At 63.7% G+C, this 16832-nt stretch carries 16 protein-coding genes; 10 read left to right on the plus strand and 6 right to left on the minus strand.

The window, feature by feature from the left end; genetic code table 11:
- Nucleotides 1-109 precede the first annotated feature (109 nt).
- Nucleotides 110-1213: a TAXI family TRAP transporter solute-binding subunit gene (locus SB822_RS21755; protein WP_007588692.1), complete on the plus strand. Its 1104-nt coding sequence runs from the start codon at nt 110-112 to the stop codon at nt 1211-1213.
- Nucleotides 1214-1296: 83 nt separating this feature from the next.
- Here SB822_RS21755 and SB822_RS21760 read toward each other — a convergent pair whose 3' ends face one another.
- The 3 genes from SB822_RS21760 to SB822_RS21770 form a co-directional block, all read right to left on the minus strand.
- Nucleotides 1297-2727 carry an efflux transporter outer membrane subunit gene (locus tag SB822_RS21760; RefSeq protein ID WP_410855645.1) on the minus strand — a complete coding sequence of 477 codons (1431 nt, stop codon included), beginning with the start codon at nt 2725-2727 and terminating at the stop codon, nt 1297-1299.
- Between the two features lie 101 nt (nt 2728-2828).
- Nucleotides 2829-4397 carry an MDR family MFS transporter gene (locus SB822_RS21765; RefSeq protein ID WP_410855615.1) on the minus strand — a complete coding sequence of 523 codons (1569 nt, stop codon included), beginning with the start codon at nt 4395-4397 and terminating at the stop codon, nt 2829-2831.
- Complete coding sequence (locus SB822_RS21770; protein WP_007743681.1) at nt 4390-5514, minus strand: HlyD family secretion protein; 1125 nt, start codon at nt 5512-5514, stop codon at nt 4390-4392. Before SB822_RS21770 ends, SB822_RS21765 begins: the two co-directional genes overlap by 8 nt.
- A gap of 178 nt (nt 5515-5692) precedes the next feature.
- On the opposite strand from SB822_RS21770, the gene SB822_RS21775 reads away from it, so the two are divergent.
- Together SB822_RS21775 and SB822_RS21780 are read left to right on the plus strand one after the other, a co-directional pair.
- Complete coding sequence (locus SB822_RS21775) at nt 5693-6427, plus strand: CerR family C-terminal domain-containing protein (RefSeq protein ID WP_410855616.1); 735 nt, start codon at nt 5693-5695, stop codon at nt 6425-6427.
- A gap of 281 nt (nt 6428-6708) precedes the next feature.
- Nucleotides 6709-6906: a hypothetical protein gene (locus SB822_RS21780; protein WP_007743683.1), complete on the plus strand. Its 198-nt coding sequence runs from the start codon at nt 6709-6711 to the stop codon at nt 6904-6906.
- 47 nt (nt 6907-6953) lie between these two features.
- Here the strand turns inward: SB822_RS21780 and SB822_RS21785 are convergent, their stop codons facing one another.
- Nucleotides 6954-7508: an acyl-CoA thioesterase gene (locus SB822_RS21785; RefSeq protein ID WP_410855617.1), complete on the minus strand. Its 555-nt coding sequence runs from the start codon at nt 7506-7508 to the stop codon at nt 6954-6956.
- 93 nt (nt 7509-7601) lie between these two features.
- Nucleotides 7602-8741 carry an aromatic acid exporter family protein gene (locus tag SB822_RS21790; protein WP_410855618.1) on the minus strand — a complete coding sequence of 380 codons (1140 nt, stop codon included), beginning with the start codon at nt 8739-8741 and terminating at the stop codon, nt 7602-7604.
- Between the two features lie 265 nt (nt 8742-9006).
- On the opposite strand from SB822_RS21790, the gene SB822_RS21795 reads away from it, so the two are divergent.
- Entirely contained in the window at nt 9007-9573 is a 567-nt protein-coding gene (locus SB822_RS21795; RefSeq protein ID WP_086919323.1) for a GNAT family N-acetyltransferase, read from the plus strand.
- 115 nt (nt 9574-9688) lie between these two features.
- Here the strand turns inward: SB822_RS21795 and SB822_RS21800 are convergent, their stop codons facing one another.
- Nucleotides 9689-10243 (minus strand): putative glycolipid-binding domain-containing protein, encoded by a 555-nt coding sequence (locus tag SB822_RS21800; RefSeq protein WP_410855619.1) that lies wholly within the window; start codon nt 10241-10243, stop codon nt 9689-9691.
- 247 nt (nt 10244-10490) lie between these two features.
- Between SB822_RS21800 and SB822_RS21805 the strand changes: the two genes are divergently transcribed.
- The 6 genes from SB822_RS21805 to SB822_RS21830 all read left to right on the plus strand — a co-directional run bounded on the left by SB822_RS21805 (nt 10491) and on the right by SB822_RS21830 (nt 16313).
- Nucleotides 10491-11450, plus strand: a complete 960-nt coding sequence (locus tag SB822_RS21805) for an urea transporter (protein WP_410855620.1) — start codon at nt 10491-10493, stop codon at nt 11448-11450.
- 23 nt (nt 11451-11473) lie between these two features.
- Nucleotides 11474-12253, plus strand: a complete 780-nt coding sequence (locus SB822_RS21810; protein WP_410855621.1) for a class II aldolase/adducin family protein — start codon at nt 11474-11476, stop codon at nt 12251-12253.
- Between the two features lie 24 nt (nt 12254-12277).
- Nucleotides 12278-12466 (plus strand): 4-oxalocrotonate tautomerase, encoded by a 189-nt coding sequence (locus SB822_RS21815; RefSeq protein WP_410855622.1) that lies wholly within the window; start codon nt 12278-12280, stop codon nt 12464-12466.
- A gap of 1259 nt (nt 12467-13725) precedes the next feature.
- Complete coding sequence (locus SB822_RS21820; RefSeq protein ID WP_410855623.1) at nt 13726-15132, plus strand: cytochrome ubiquinol oxidase subunit I; 1407 nt, start codon at nt 13726-13728, stop codon at nt 15130-15132.
- 34 nt (nt 15133-15166) lie between these two features.
- Nucleotides 15167-16168: a cytochrome d ubiquinol oxidase subunit II gene (gene cydB / locus SB822_RS21825; RefSeq protein WP_079489170.1), complete on the plus strand. Its 1002-nt coding sequence runs from the start codon at nt 15167-15169 to the stop codon at nt 16166-16168.
- Complete coding sequence (locus tag SB822_RS21830) at nt 16146-16313, plus strand: hypothetical protein (RefSeq protein ID WP_167307002.1); 168 nt, start codon at nt 16146-16148, stop codon at nt 16311-16313. The genes cydB and SB822_RS21830 overlap by 23 nt, the downstream gene beginning before the upstream one ends.
- Nucleotides 16314-16832: the final 519 nt, after the last annotated feature.

The following is a 16832-nucleotide window of genomic DNA, read 5'->3' on the forward strand; positions in this document are numbered from 1 at the left end:
CGCAATCGAGAAAACGAAGCTACTTAACGCATTGCAATGCCTGATGTAACGGAACATGCGCGTCAGCCGTTGGCGCATGCTGTTCAACACACCATAAGGTAGGTAGACCATGCTCAAAAAAATGCTGACGGGATTGACGGGACTGGTGTGCTTGATGATCGCGTCGTTGGCCGTCGCGGCCGGGGTCAGCGCGCACTACAAGATCGTCACCGGACAGGAGCGCGGCACGTACATCCAGATCGGCGCCGATCTCGCGAAGTATGTCGCGCAGCCCGCGGGCATCGACCTCGAAGTGATGCCGTCGAAAGGCTCCGCGGAGAACGTGCAGCGTATGCGTTTCGAGCCGGGCGTGAAGCTTGCGCTCGTGCAATCGGATGTGTATCAGGCGTATATCGACATGGCCAATTCCGGCAATGCCGACGCGGGCACGACGATCCGCCCGCTGCGCCTCATCATGCCGCTCTACAACGAGGAGATCTATTTCGTCGTGCGCGACGACTCGTCGATGAAAACGATCAACGAGATCAAGGACAAGGTCATCAGCATCGGTCCAATCGGCAGCGGCACGGCGCAATCGTCGACCACGCTCTACCACCTGATGTTCAATCAGCCGATTCCCGAGCAGAACGTCCAGAGTCTTTCCAACGAAGACGCGATTGCCGCGCTCGTCGTGAAGAAGATCGACGTGGCCGTGATCGTCGCGGGACAGCCGGCCAAGCTCTTCACCGATATGAATCCCGATCTGCTCGCGCAGATCCGCATCTTGCGCGCCGATCCCAACGCGTCCGAAACCACGCGCGCAAGGGAAACGTATTTCCCGGCGACGATCCGCCAGAGCAGCTATCCGAACTGGCTGAAGGACGACGTGCCGACGCTCACCGTGAAAGCCTTTCTCGTCACCTATGACTACGGCCTGCGCGACACGGTGAGCAACCTGAACCGCTTCGCTGATTCACTGTGCGAGAACTTCGACGTGTTGCAGGAAAAGGGCCATCCGAAGTGGAAGCAGGTAAAGCTCGAACTGCCGCCGCTCACGAAAGGCTGGCAATACTATCCGCCTATCGAGCGGCATTTGCGCTCGTGCATTGCGCGCCGGGCGTCGATGCCGGCGGGCGGCGCGACGGCAGCGGTGCAGCAGCAACCTGCCGCGCCGAAAGTGAACAAACGTCCGTGCTCCGATCAGGAGCGTCTGCTGCTGTTGTGCGGAAAGTGAAATCGCGTTGATGCGACGAGCACAAAAAAACGCCACTGCGCATATCACGCAGTGGCGTTTTTTCTTTTCGTCCTCTCGCACGACTACTGCGCAGACGCGATACCTTCCCAGCCAAGCCCCAGGCTCTTCTGCAACGCGACGTAGTCCTTGATCAGCTGCGCGTCGCTCTGTACGCGATTCTGCTCGGCTGTATAGCGCGTGCGTTCCGTGTCGATCCAGTCGAGCGCCGTCGCCGTGCCCGCGCGATAGCGCTGCTCGGTCAAGGTCGCTGCGCGCGTCGCGGACCCTTCGACCGTGCGCAGGCTGACCACGTTCTCGCGCTCATGCCCGTAACGCGACAGCGCGACATCGGCATCGCGCAGCGCGCCGAGCACTGTGCTTTCGTACTTCGCCTGCGCTTCGTCGAACGACGCACGTGCCTGATCGACTTTCGCTTTCGTGCGGCCGAAGTCGAAAGCGTTCCATTGCAGATATGGCACCCCGAGCCACGTGAGGTTGTCCTTGCGCACCAGATGGCCCGGGTCCGCGGCGCTGAAGCTCAGGCTGCCGAACAGCGTGACTTTCGGAAACCAGTCCGCTTCGCGTTCGCCGATCTGCGCGCTCTGTGACGCGAGCCGCCGCTCGGCCGCGCGCACATCGGGACGCCGCCGCAGCAATTGCGCCGGGTCGCCAACGGCAACCGTCTGCGGCAACGCGGGCAGCGGCGCGGGTTGATTCAGCATGTCGTCGAGCGCGCCCGGCTCGCGGCCTGTCAGAAGCGCGAGTTCATCGAGCGATTCGGCGATCTGCGCATCGAGGGGAATGAGCGCGTTGCGCGTGTTCTCGACTTGCGTGCGTACGCGTTCAACGTCCACTTGCGATGAGACGCCGCGCTCGCGCCGCTGCTCGGTCAGCGACAGCACATGCTCTTCGAGCTCCACCGATTTGCGCACGATCGCGATGCGCTGCTGCTGATCGCGCAAGCCGACATACGCACTGCCGATTTCCGCGGCGAGTTGCACGTGCGTATCGGCGAGGTCGGCTTCGGACGCGTCCGCTTCCGCCGACGCCGCTTCGACCGCGCGACGCGTGCCGCCAAACAGATCGAGCTCCCAGCTCGCATCGAAGCCCGCCAGATACAGCGCGACGGGACCACGCCCGCCCGACGAGCCGGAACCATCGCCGCTCAGCGACGACAGATCGGGCTCGCGCATGCGCAGATACGCCGCGCTCGCGCCGACTTTCGGCAACGCGTTGCGTTGCTGCTGCGTCAGCCCGGCGCGCGCCTGGCGCACGCGCGCCTGCGCCGCGCGCAGGTCCGGGCTGTTACCGATCCCCGCTTCGATCAGCGCGGTCAATTGCGGATCGTTGAGCGCGACCCACCACGCGGCGACGCCCGGCGCAGTCGCTACGACGCCGTCGGGCGCACGCTTGAAGCTGCTGGCGTTGGTCGTGGTGGGCGCGCCCTTGTAGTCGGGGCCGACCGTGCAGCCCGCGAGCAGCAACGTCAGTGCAGCCGCGACGGGCGAAAACATCGCCGCGACAACCGAAACGCGACGCGACACAAAACGGGAATCGGAGCGCGCGGCAGCAGCGCCGCGCTGAGCGGCAAAATCAAATGGCTTCATCACAGGTTTCAATGTCCGGCCGACGGCGTGCCCGGTGCCGGCTTCTTGAGAAGAAAAGCGAGAGGAATGCACAGCAGCAGCGCGACGGCGAGCACGTAGAACGTCTCTGAAAACGTGATCACGCTCGCCTGCAACTGCGTCTGCGCCGCGAGCTGGCCGAGCGCCTGCATCTTCGCGTAGGCCATGTCGCCATGCTGCGCGAAGAAGCCCGCTGCGCTCTGCGTGACGTGCTCCTGACCGATCAGCGAATTCGCCGTCACCGACTCGCGGATCATGTCGTCATGAAACGTATTGCGCCGGTCGATGAACGTGCCGAGCAGCGCGAGCCCCACCGAGCCGCCCAGGTTGCGCGCCATGTTGTAGAGACCCGCAGCGTCGCCCGCCTGTTCGCGCGGCACGGCCGCCATCGATGCCTGGTTCAGCGGCATCATCGCGAGCACCTGGCCGACGCCGCGCAGCAGTTGCGACCACGTGAAGTCGTCGCCCGCGCTTTGCGCCGTCAGCGAAATGTCGAGCATGCAACTGCCCGCGAAACACGCGAGGCCCGCCATCACGAGCAGACGCGTATCGACGCGTCCCATCAGACGCGGCAGCACGGGCATCATCAGAAACGCGGGCAGACCCGACATCAGCATCACAGCGCCCGACTGCTGCGCGTTATAGCCCGCCACGCCGGAGAGAAACTGCGGCAGCAGATACGACACGCAGTACAGCCCCGCGCCGACCGTGAAGACGATGAAGATCACGCTCGCATAGCGCGCGTTGGTCAGCAGCTTCAGACGCACGATCGGCTGCTTCGAGACGAACTGCGCCGCGAGCAGCAGCACGATGCCGGCAGCCGCGACCACGCTCAGCCACACGATCATCGGCGATTCGAACCAGCGCTCGCGCTGCCCTTCTTCGAGCACCACGGTCAGCGAACTCAGACCCGCCGCCATCCCGACGATACCGAGCCAGTCCGCGCGCACGAACTGCTGCCAGTTGGTGCGCGCGTTATCCAGCCCGGCGACGAGCAGCACGACGAGCGCAACGCCCACCGGCAGGTTGAGAAAGAAACACCAGCTCCAGTCGATATTCTCCGCAAGCCAGCCGCCGACCACGGGCCCAAGCAACGGCCCGAGCAGCACGATCAGTCCGAACATCGTCATGCCGATCGGCATCTGATGACGCGGCAGCCGCGTCGCGACAATGGTCTGCGCGGTCGGAATCATCGCGCCGCCGGCGAACCCCTGGCCGATCCGCCCGACGATCATCTGCGGCAGGCTGTGCGACATCCCGCAGAGAATCGAAAACAGCGTAAAGAGCGTTGCGTTGCCAAGCAGGAAATTGCGCAGCCCGAACACGCGCGTGAGCCACGCGGCGAGCGGAATCATCACGATCTCGGACATCAGATAGCCCGTCGATATCCATGTGCCCTCGGTGCCCGTCGCGCCGATCTGCCCTTGAATCTGCGGCAAGGCGGAGTTCGTGATCGAGATGTCGAGCGTCGCCATCAGCGCGCCGAGCGCGCCCGCGGCCACGGCTATCCAGTCGGCGGCCGTGGCGTTGGCCGCGTTTGCGGCCGCGTGCTCAGCCACGGCCGTTCTCGCGTTCGATGCGCGCTTCGTTGTCGCGCGCGCCGCGCGTGTCCACGTCGACGTTCACCGACAAACCCGGCAGCAGCACCTTGCGCGTTTCCTGCCCAACGTCGAGCCGGATGCGCACGGGCACGCGCTGCACGATCTTCGTGAAATTGCCCGTCGCGTTCTGAGCGGGCAGCAATGCGAACTGCGAACCCGTGCCCGGCGAGAAGCTGTCGATCTTGCCGTGCAGCTTCGTACCCGGCAACGCATCGACGCGCAGCGTCACCGGCTGGCCGACACGCATCATGCCGATCTGCGTTTCCTTGAAGTTCGCGACGAGATACACATCCTGCACGGGCACGATCGTCATGAAGCGCGAGCCCGGCTGCGCGTATTGACCGACGCGCACGCTGCGGTCGCCGACGCGTCCGTCGATGGGACTCTTGAGCACCGTGTCCTGCGTGTCGAGTTGCGCCTGGCGTGCGCTTGCCTCGGCGGCGGTCAGTTGCGCGCGCGCCTGTTCGATCGCGGCGTGCGTGGTCGCGATCTGGCGTTCAGCGCTTTGCAGCGCGGCGGCATCCGCGGCGCGTGTGGCGCTCGCCTGACGCTGCGTGTTGCGCAGCTCGGCGACGCGTTCGCCCGTTTCGGCGCCCGTCGCGGCGAGCGGCTCATAGCGCTTGACCTGATCGGCGGCGTGGGCCTCGTTCGCGCTCGCGCCGTCGAGTTGCGCGCGGGCTTGCGCGATGGCCGCCTGCTGCTGCGAGAGTTCCGCTTCGCCACGCAGGATGTCGGCGCGGCGCGCGGCGATGGTCGCGTTCGCCTGTTCGAGCACCGCGTCGTACTGGCGGCTATCGAGCCGCACGAGCGGCTGGCCGCGTTTGACAGTCTGGTTGTCGCCGACCAGCACGTCGGCCACGTAGCCCGACACCTTCGGCGCGACGGTCATGCCGTCGGCTTGCAGATACGCGTCGTCAGTGCTTTCGATGAAGCGCCCCACCGTCCACCAGTGCGCGCCCCACGCCATCGCGCCAAGCACGGCGACGCCGCCGATGATGAGAAATACGCCCTTCTTTCTGGACCGTTGCGCGCTCGTGGCGCGCACCGATTCTTCGACGGGCAAAGTGGCTGACATGTTGACCTCAGATAAATTTATACCGATCGTTATAATTATTCCAGTTGATACAATTTAGTCAACAGTATTGTTTTTACGATCCTTACCTTTTACCTTTCCGCTCATCACCTACTCATTTCCTGTCGACTGGGGTTGGCCCTTTAGCGCCTACCCCAGTCCCATGCAAAGCTAAAGCAACGTGACGACACGCACACCGAGACACCGCCCCGCAGCGGAAGGCGGCTACCAGCGCGGCGAAGAGACCCGCGCGAAGATCATCGAAGCGGCGCTGAGCCTGTTCGGCGAACGCGGCTTCGAAGGCGCATCCACGCGCGACATCGCCGAGCATGCGGGCGTCAACGCGCCCGCGCTCGTGTATTACTTCGACAACAAGGAAGGCGTCTATCAGGCCTGCGTCGAATACATCATGGCGAACGTGGCGGACTATTTCGCGGATGCCGTCGAGGCCGCGCAGGCCGTGCTCGACGCGACCCCTTCCGACGACGCACTGATCGACGCGTTTCGCGCGATTCAGACGCGCGTCGCCAGTTATCTGTTCACGACGGAGACGCCTGCCACCTGGCGGCTGTTCATGGCGCGCGAGCAGGCGGGACTCGGCCCGGCGTTCGCCGCCGAACGCCTGAACGAGCGCATGCGCAAGCCGCTTCTGAGCGTGAGTTCGGAGATCGTCGGGCGCCTGCTGGGAAGACCTGCTGAAGATCCCGAAACGGTGATCCGGCTGCTGGCGATCAACGGACAGCTCGTGTCCTTTCATCTGACACGCTGCACGGCATTGGCGGCATTGCAGTGGAAGTCGATCGATGGTGAACGGCTGAAGCAGCTCTGCGCGATCATCGATGAGCAGAGCGTCGTGCTGCTGCGCGCGATGATCGAATGGCGCGAGGCGAACAGCAAGCGGCGCAAGAAGAAGTAAGGCGACGTGGCTCGCCTGCGAATGCCTTAACGCTCCTTACAAAGTCAGACAAAGCGTGACGGGTGTCGGCGCGCAGCGAAAACGCGGAACCCTATGCGTGGCGGGCCTTCACGCGACCTTCCACTGCATGTCGAGCACGCCGCGGCTCGAAAACTTCTGTTGATTCTGTAACGAGGCTGTTAAACGCGATTGGCCCAGGATGGGTAAGGTGCGGCTTCGCACTGCGCCGCGCATGCTCGCAGCGGTGCAGCGACACGCACAACTCATTGAAGGAGCAATCGATGCGCAAGCTCGCGATTCTGGCCGTCATGGCCGCATTGACCGCCACGTTGTCCGGATGCTGGTGGGGACCGGGGCCTGGCTGGGGCGGCGGGCCGGGCCACGGTGGTGGGCCCGGCGGCGGTGGTCCTGGCGGTGGACCGGGGGGCGATGGACCGCATGGCGCGGTCGTCGTGCCGCATGCAACGGCACGCGCCTGACCTTGGCTTGGCGCGACGCGCATCTCAGCGAGCGCGTCGCGTGCCGTTCAACCCCGCGCGGACATCTCGCGCGGTGCGGCGGGCGGCGTCATCCCGCCTTCCGCCGCGCTCCACTGCACGACCCAATCGGGCAACGCGGGCGACGCCTGCGTGACGCCCGCCAGCCCGAGCAGCTCGCCCGTCGGCACGGTGCCGCCGCTGCGCTTCAGAAAGCGCGTACGCACGACGCCCAGCGCAACCTGCACGCCATCGCGGATAAACGCCTGCTCGAGGAACACATGCCGCTCGTCCCAGCCGATCACGCGCGTCGCCACGTCGTAGCGGTCCCATAGCTCCAGTGAGCGATGAAAGCGCATCGTCTCCAGCGTGACGACGGGATACCAGCCCTGCTGTTTGATCTGCGGCCATACGCGCGAGCGGATCATCAGGTCGACGCGCGCCAGATCGAGGATCGTGAAGTAACGGCCGTTCGTCATATGGCGCAGCACGTCGAGATCGTTGGGCCACACGCGAAACGGCGTGACGCAGGTATCGAGCACGTGCAGATGTCCGCGACGCGGACTCAACATGAAAGTGAGGAACAGACGTAACAGCAGGTTCATGACAAAGCTCGCAGAGGCGAGGCTAACGTTGCAAAAGCACGCATGTTAATCGACAGTTCGGTACGCGGGCGGCCCGTGGTATAGAGGGCTTCTTCACATGCCGCTTGTCGACGCGTCTTTTGCGACGCGCCTCACGTCGCAGTCGATGGCTGCGCGGCCGCCAGATGCTGCGTATGCATGTCGCTCAGCCGGCACAGCAGAATGCCGTAACCCGTCAGATGGCCCAGATAGACGCTCGTGAATACGCCGGGCGGGCAAGGTATCGACGATGTCGCGCAATGCATCCATCTGCAAGGGCTTCGCTTCGAGCGCCGCGCGTTCGACACGCAGATCGGCCACCAGCGCGAGCTTGCCGTGCGCGTCGAGCAGTCTGGCGAGCCCGGCGAGAAACGCTTCGCGCCAGCGGGGATCGAGCGCTGTGAACTGCTCGTGAAACGTATCGAGCGTCTCCAGGAAGTTGACGAGCGAGTCGAACAGTTCGTGATAACACCAGAACAGCGGCAGCCGGTCGCGATTACGCTGCAGATGAGGCGACATCCACGCCTGCTCCAGATCGAGCTTGAGCAGGCCGTGCGATTCTTTCAGGTCGGTGCTCGACTTGCGCAACTGGCCGATGATCGTTTTCAGTTGCGCCGAATCGTGCTGGCCCGACGCGAGTTGGCCGAGCGCTTGCAACGCCTGTTCGTTGCCATCGTTGACGAGACGATTCGCCCAGAAGCCGTGATCGGGAGGAAAGACGATCTGCTGGATGATGAAGCCGAGCAGCATGCCCAGCACGACGCCGATCAGGCGCTGTTCGAGCAGCGGAATATGTTCGCCCGTGTAGAGCACGAGCGTCATCGGAATCGTGATGCTCGTCATCTGGAACAGCGACGGCCTCAGGCGCACGATCGCGAAGATCACGAGCGGCAGCAGCAGCGTGCCGAGCAACAGATGCGGCGCCGTGAGCCAGATCACGAGCGTGGCGATCGGCATCGCGACGACGTTCGACATCACGCGTCGATAGAAGTAGCCGCGCGCGGCGGAGATCGAGCTGCCGAGCGCGAGCGTGAGCATCGTCGAACTGGCGAGCGCGACGGCCGCTTCGGGATAACCGAGGCTATAGGGAATCCAGAAGCCGATCCACAGCCCGAGCGCGAGCTTCACGTACTTGGCGTTTTCCGAAAGCGAGAAGCGCGCGAGCGCGCGGTGAAACGGCGTCAGCGGCTTGTGGGCGTACGAAGCGGTCGACATGGTTGCTCCTGCAAGCGGGAAGGCACTCTATGTGTGGCATCGGCATGGCTGGTTCGAATTGTACCGGCGCGTCGATGAACGCTGACGAGCGAAAGTTGTTGCTCCTGGATTGGCTCACCATCCTGGATTTACTCACCATCCTGGATCGGCTCACCGTCATCGGCTCCCCTGGCGCACACCGCCGCCATTTTTGACCCGCTTCATTTCCTCGCACGCCGCAGGCATAGTGAGAGCTTTCCAGCCTCGACACAGTAAGCCCGACACAATGAGCGAGACCTCCCCGGCCGCCGCGCCCGTCATCCGCGACGCCACCGACGCCGACTTCCACTCCATCCAGGCCATCTACGCGCACCACGTTCTGACAGGCGTCGCTTCGTTCGAAGAGACGCCGCCGTCCGTCGACGATTTGAGGCAGCGCCGCGCCGCCGTGCTTTCGCATGGCTTGCCGTATATCGTGGCGATTGTCGACGGCAAGCTCGCGGGGTACGCGTATGCGACGCTCTATCGTCCGCGAATCGCGTATCGCTTTACGATCGAAGACTCGATCTATATCGACGATGCGTACCGTGGCCGCGGCGTCGGACGCGCGCTGCTCGCGGAGCTCATCGAGCGATGCGAACAAGGCCCGTGGCGCCAGATGATCGCCGTCATCGCCGATGGCGGACGCGGCGGCTCGCTGTCGCTGCACCGTAACGCCGGGTTCGAACTGGTCGGCACGTTGAAGGCGGTCGGCTTCAAGCATGGCCGATGGCTCGACTCGACGGTGATGCAGCGCACGCTCGGACAGGGCAGCGAGGCACTGCCCGCCGACGCCGAAGCCACCAGCGACTGAAGCGGCTGAAGCGGCTGCACGCACTGCACCGAAACGTTTGAAGGAGCGTGCTGCGCGAACCGGCGCGCGTCGCGGCCAGCATCGACGCATTCATCGGCGAGCGTGAAGCGTCGCGTCAGACTAGCGGCAACGTGCGCGTGAACATCATCGGATAGTCGATGACGAGTCCGTCCTCGTCCACTTTTAATTCCGCCGCGAAGCCGGTGTCGATGCCTTCGTAGCGATACTCGCTGTCCGGCTCGATGCACGTGTACGCCTGCTCGACGCGCGAGACCTGCAAATCGGGCGTCGAAATGAACACGACGCCAATCGGCTCGCGCGCGCCCTTAGCCAGTTTCAGGCGGCGGATCGGCAGCGTGTTCGTGAACGGCGTGGCGGCGATGTCGATATCGATGCAGCCCGCCAGCGACGGCAATACGAGCCCATGTCCATCGCGCCAGTTGCCATCGCCGTCACCGTGCAATTCGAGTTCGGGGCCGCCCGTCACCTTCAGCCACGCATGCAGCGTGCGCCATTGCGGATCGCATTTCACGCGGTACATGAGACCGTACGCGCGGTCATCGCGCTCGCCGACCAGCACGCTTTCGGCGTAAAAGCCGTCGACGCGCGCGTCGAATGCGAGATGCTCGACGCCTTCGCCCTCTTCCGGGGTCCAACGCACTTCACGCATGAATCTGTCTCCTGTGTGGGGTCGCCAGGAATGACGCGCCCATGGATGACATCGTAACGCGCCACGCGCCTGGTGAGTCGCCCGACCGCCTCGCTCAAATAGCCGCTATCAACGCGCGCGCATGCCGCTCGCGCCTCGCCTGCCCTATGCTCGCGTTTCGTCTGCTTCGAATCGAAAGCGCCGCGTGAGTTCCGCCTCGCGCGGCTTTGTCACGTCTTCGTCACGTCAGTTGAAACGGTATCGCCCCATGTCCGCAGCGCTCCAGGAAGAACCATTCGATGCATTGCGCACGCTGTTGCGCAGCTTCGGCCAGATCGTCCTGCAACGGAACGCGGCGACGGGCGCGTGCGTGCTGGCCGCGTGGCTCGTCAGCGATGCGCGCCTCGCATGCGCCGCGCTGACGGGCGCGATCGCGGCGAACGTCGGCGCCGTGTTGCGCGGCTACGATCCCGCCGATACGCGCGACGGACTGCACGGCTTCAACGGCGCGCTCGCGGGACTCGCCGCGTTCACCTTCATCGCCGACGACGCCACCGCGATGGCCGTTGCGATACTCGCGGCGACGGCGGCTGCATGGCTGCTCGGACCGTGGACGCGGTTATTGCGCTCGCGCGGCCTTGGCTTTTATTCGAGTCCTTGCCTGCTTGTGACGTGGGCGTGGCTGCCGCTTGTTTATCTGGCGCCGGCGCACGTTGTCGCGAGCGACGCGGATTCGTGGTTCGATCCCATGCGCGGCTTGCTGACGGGTGTTGCGCAGACATCGTTTGCGTGCAGCGCGCTGGCGGGCGTGTTGATACTTGGCGGCATTGCACTGTCATCGATGCGCTCCGCGCTGTTTGCGCTCGCAGGCGCGGCGCTCGCGACATCGGCGCACTGGCTGATCGGCGTGGATAGTGCATCGCTCGCGGCGGGCCTGTTAGGATTCAATGGCGCGCTCACCGCGCTCGCTCTGGCCGATTGCGGCGTACTGGCGGCGCTCGCTGGCGTGGGCGTATCCGTCGCGATGCAGCAGGCTGCCATTGTGTCGGGCCTGCCGGCGATGACGGCGCCGTTCGTCGTCGCGACGTGGACGATGCGCTTGCTGATGCGCGATACTCGCCGCACAAGCGCTAGCAACCCGAACCGCGCTCCTGATTCCGCGATTGAGAGATCTGCGGGCTTAGGGCGTCGAGAGAAAACAACCCGTGCCGTTTCGCCCGAGGGCTGAAGCGGCCAGCAACAGGAGACGTCATGTCGTCGTTCGCTCATACGCCTGCGGGCCGCATTGCGCAGTCGAAGCTCATGTCGGAGGCGGAGCAGCGCACGCGCGTCGAACTCGCGGCCGCGTACCGGCTTGCGGCGCTCAACGGCTGGGACGATCTCGTCTACACGCATATTTCCGCGAGCGTGCCCGACGAGCCCGGTCATTTTCTGATCAATCCGTTCGGCCTTTCGTTCGATGAAGTGTGCGCGTCGAATCTGGTGAAGATCGATATCGCGGGCAACATCGTCGGTGCGAGCGAGCACCCGGTGAACGCGACAGGCTTTGCGTTGCACGCGGCTGTTCACGCGGCGCGCGCCGACGCGTTTTGCGTGATGCATCTGCACAATACGGCGGGCATTGCCGTGTCGCTGCAAAAGGATGGGCTCTTGCCGGGCTCGCAGCATGCGCTGCGTTTTCATGGGTATCTTGCGTATCACGATTACGAGGGCCTTGCGTTCACGCCGGCGGAGGGCGGGCGCCTCGTTGCGGATCTCGCCGACAAGCCGGCGATGCTATTGCGTAATCACGGTACGCTGACGACAGGCCGCACGGTTGCGGAAGCGTATGTGCTGATGGCGACACTCATCAAGGCTTGCGAGATTCAATTGCTTGCGCAGGCGGGCGGCGGCGCGCTGGTGTTGCCATCGGAGGCCGTGGCTGAGCGCACGGCTGAACAGCTTTACGATGGGGGCGCTGTTGAAGGTGCCATTGAATGGCCGGCGTTGTTGCGCAAGCTTGATCGCATCGATGCTTCGTATAAGGATTGAATTTTTTTCTAAGGGATACGAGACATGCCTACTTTTCATATCGAGCTTTTTGAAGGTCGTACCGTTGAGCAGAAGCGCCAGTTCGTTGAGGCCATCACGAAGGCGACGTGCGAGTCGCTGAGTGTCGAGCCGAATTCTGTTGATATTGTGCTTATTGATGTCAAACGGGAGAATTGGGCTACGGGTGGGAAGCTTTGGTCTGATGTTGGGTAAGGGGTTTTTGTTGTCTGCGACGCTGGGGGGTCCGGTTTGCATTGCGCTGGCATCCGCGGTGTGACTTACCTGGGCACGCGCGTTTTCCGGGGTGTGTCTGCTTTTTAGCTGGCATCCGCGTTATGGTGTTTGCCGTTCAAGCGTCGCCCCTGTGCGGGGCGGCACCTACTTTTCTTTGCCGCCGCAAAGAAAAGTAGGCAAAAGAAAGCGGCTAACACCGCCAACATTTCTTCTTGCCTGAGGGCCCCCAACCGGTCCCACGCTTCACACGGCAATCACGTGACTCATGCTTGTTGCCAGCGCTCTTGCGGTGCGTCTCACCCACTTCACGCGCCCGCGTCGCAGCATGCCGTGCCAGATATTCCACCGCCGCCCAGGTGGCAAACTGTGTGTAGGCCGTAGCGCTACACATGCCTCACTTCGGACCGATAGCGCACGTGTTCCACCGTGTAAGAGCGCCAAGCTATACGCCGCGGCAACCTACACACAGTTTGCCACCTGGGCGGCACATACCATTCGCTGCCGCTAGCCCGTGTGTTGGAATTCGAAGCGGGTGAGGCGCTCGTTCAGCGCGTTTGCAACGCACGCGAACAAGGACGTTGCCGTGTGAAGCGTAGGACCGGTTGGGGGCCCTCAGGCAAGAAGAAATGTTGGCGGTGTTAGCCGCTTTCTTTTGCCTACTTTTCTTTGCGGCGGCAAAGAAAAGTAGGTGCCGCCCCGCACAGGGGCGACGCTTGAACGGCAAACACCATAACGCGGATGCCAGCGAAAACACGAGCAAACCAACCAGCCGCCGTCGCAGACAAAGTAGCTGCCGCGCCGCACAGGTGCAACGTGTGAACAGCAATCACCGTGACGCGGATGTCACCACAGAGGCATAAAAGCCAAACGCATCGCGGAGGCCCGCGCAAAACAAATCGGACCACCCAGCGTCGCAGACAAAAACAAAACCCACTGCGACATCCCACCGCACAACCGCGTCGCGCGACATCGACAAACAGCGTGCTGCGACGCGGTCGATTGCCGCACTTCCCTCGCGAATGCATGCGACCGCCGCGCAGACCAGCAAATCCAAATCCTGATCCAGATCAACTGCTTACAGCAAAAAATCACGCCCACAGAAACGCCGATCTGCGCCAAATCGCCACACAAAGCGCCGCAGCAAAACAACCCACATTCCCCTACGCTTGCGGTCATCTGCACGAAACGCAGTGCGCGCCAACACCAGTCGACGCGCGTTGTCACCCGGATTCGGACACATGACCACCGCAATCTCCGCCTTCGACCTGGCCCGCATGCAGTTCGCGTTCACGGTCTCGTTTCACATCATCTTTCCCGCGCTCAGCATCGGGCTCGCCAGCTTCATCGCCGTCCTCGAATGGCGCTGGCTCAAAACTGGTAAGGCCTACTACAAAGATCTTTGTCTGTTCTGGTCGAAGATCTTCGCCGTGGCCTTCGGCATGGGCGTCGTCTCCGGCGTCGTCATGAGCTACGAGTTCGGTACGAACTGGTCGGGCTTCTCGTCGTTCGCCGGCCCCGTCACCGGCCCGCTGCTGATGTACGAGGTGATGACCGCGTTCTTCCTCGAAGCAGGCTTTCTCGGCATCATGCTGTTCGGCTGGCAACGCGTCAGCCCGCGCGCGCACTTCGGCGCGACGCTGATGGTCGCGATCGGCACGTTGATCTCGACGTTCTGGATTCTCGCGTCCAATAGCTGGATGCAGACGCCGCAAGGCTTCGATATCGTCGATAACCACGTCGTCCCCGTCGACTGGTTCAAGATCATCTTCAATCCGTCGTTCCCCTACCGCCTCGCGCACATGGCGATCGCCGCCTTCATCGTCACGGCGCTCGTCGTCGCGGCCGTCGGTGCATGGCATCTGCTCAAGGGACGGCGCGACAACGCAGTCAAAAAGATGTTCTCGATGGCGCTGTGGATGCTGCTGGTCCTCGCGCCCGTTCAGGCCTTCGTCGGCGACGCGCATGGACTGAACACGCGCGAACACCAGCCCGCGAAGATCGCGGCGATCGAAGGTCTGTGGGACACGGAGAAAGGCGGCACTGCGCTGAACCTGTTCGGCATCCCCGACATGCAGGCGGAAACCACGAAGTACGCCGTGTCGATTCCCCACCTCGGCAGCCTGATCCTCACGCATACCTGGGACGGCGAAATCCGCGGGTTGAAGAGTTTCCCCAAAGAAGACCGCCCGAATTCGACCGTCGTGTTCTGGAGCTTCCGCGTGATGGCGGGCCTCGGCGTCGCGATGATCGCCTTCGCACTCGCCGCATGGGCGCTGCGCCGGCGCGGCAAGCTGTACGACGCGAAGTGGTTCCACCGCATCGCGATCGCGATGGGACCGACGGGCTTTCTGTCGCTGCTCGCCGGGTGGGTGACGACGGAAGTCGGCCGTCAGCCGTGGGTCGTGTATGGCGTCAAGCGCACCGTCGAAGCCGTGTCGCCGCTCTCCGCGCAACAGGTCGGCATTTCGTTGATGGCGTTCGTCGTCATCTACTTTCTCGTGTTCGGCACGGGCATCTACTACATGTTCAAGCTGATGCGCTCCGGCCCAGCGTTGCCCGGTCACACACCGGATGGCATCCCCGACGCGCCCAGGCGCGGCGCGCGCCGCCCGCTATCCACCGTCGACCAGATGATCGACGCCTGATCCAACCTTCCAATCTTCGATAGCCGAGAGAAAAATGGATGTAACCATAGTCTGGGCCGCGATCATCGCACTGGGCCTATTCATATACGTCGTGCTGGACGGTTTCGATCTGGGCATCGGCATCGTGTTTCCGTTCTTCCCCGACGAAAAAGAACGCGACCTGATGATGAACACCGTCGCGCCCGTCTGGGACGGCAACGAGACATGGCTCGTGCTCGGCGGCGCTGGCCTGTTCGCGGCGTTTCCCATCGTCTATTCGACGGTGCTTTCCGCGCTCTATCTACCCCTCGTCTTCATGCTCGTGTGCCTGATTTTCCGCGGTGTGTCGTTCGAAATTCGCGCCAAGGCGAATCGCACGAAGCATCTTTGGGATCTCGCGTTCATCGGCGGCTCGACGGGCGCGGCATTCTTCCAGGGCATCGCGCTCGGCGCGTTTTTGCAAGGCATTCCCGTCGTCGGCGGCAGCTTCGCAGGCGACGCATTCGGCTGGCTCACGCCGTTCTCGCTGCTGACGGGTCTCGGCCTCGTCGTCACGTACGCGCTGCTCGGCTGCTGCTGGCTCGTCGCGAAGACGGAAGGCGATCTGCAACGACGCCTGCATCGCGTCGTGTGGCCGCTGACGATCGTGCTGCTCGGCTTCATCGTCGTCGTCAGCCTGTGGACGCCGCTGCAAGAACCCGAGATCGCGCAACGCTGGTTCGACGCCGGCATCTTCTGGCGCCTGCTGCCGGTGCCGTTCCTCGTCGCAATCTGCACGTTCTTCATGCGCCGCGCGGTGCGCGACCGGCATCACAACACGCCGTTCATGATGGCGCTCGGTCTCGTGCTGCTCGGCTACGTCGGGTTGCTCGTGAGCCTGTGGCCGTACGCGATTCCGTCGAGTCTCACGCTCTGGGAAGCGGCCGCTCCGCGTTCGAGCCAGATGTTCACGCTGGTCGGCGCAGCCATCATCATCCCCATCATCATCGGCTATACGACGATGGGCTACTGGGTTTTCCGCGGCAAGGTGCGCCATGGCGACGCCCATTACCACTAAGCCCGCTCGCTCCCGCTCGCGCCGGGTGCGGCTGCCCGGCTGGCTCTGGTTCGTCGCACTGTGGTGCGGCGGCGTGGGCGGCGCGATGATCGTCGGCTATGCGTTCAAGGCGCTGATGAACGCGACGCTGTTCGCGATTACCTGATCGGCTGACGACAGCCAAACACGCTTGCGCGCATCCGCCGCGCATAACCTGCCGGGCGGCCCGTCGAGGCCGCCCGCTTGCCTTCAAAATCCTTCCGCGAAGCTCGTCTACGTAGCAGGCCGCGAGAGCACCATCCTCCTGGCCTCCGATGCAGTGCCGTACAAACCAGGGAAAACCACACGCGCCCAAACCGCGATGACCGCGCCGGACTTTCCGGCGAGGCCGCAGCGGCTGCGCGAGCGAGACCAGAGCAACTGATAAAACCACGCCGGCGCCGTTGCTTTCCAGACGACCGACGCGAACAATGAAGCGCGGCAGCGCGCTGGCCGCAAGGCCGGCGCAGCCGGGCGACAAGCATGACCCATCCGGCGATCCGGCATATGATCGCGGCTTGGGAAGCAAAACAAGCTGTTGCTGCATGGACGGCCCACCGCTGGTCGGGCCGCAGGGAATGCAGCGGGTTGCGATGCGCAGCGGGCGTTCACGCCCGGGTGCGTCGCGGCCTTGCGGACAGAGCGC

The sequence above is a fragment of the Paraburkholderia sp. SIMBA_054 genome (assembly GCF_046534875.1).
In the GTDB taxonomy this organism is placed as follows: Bacteria; Pseudomonadota; Gammaproteobacteria; order Burkholderiales; family Burkholderiaceae; genus Paraburkholderia; species Paraburkholderia hospita.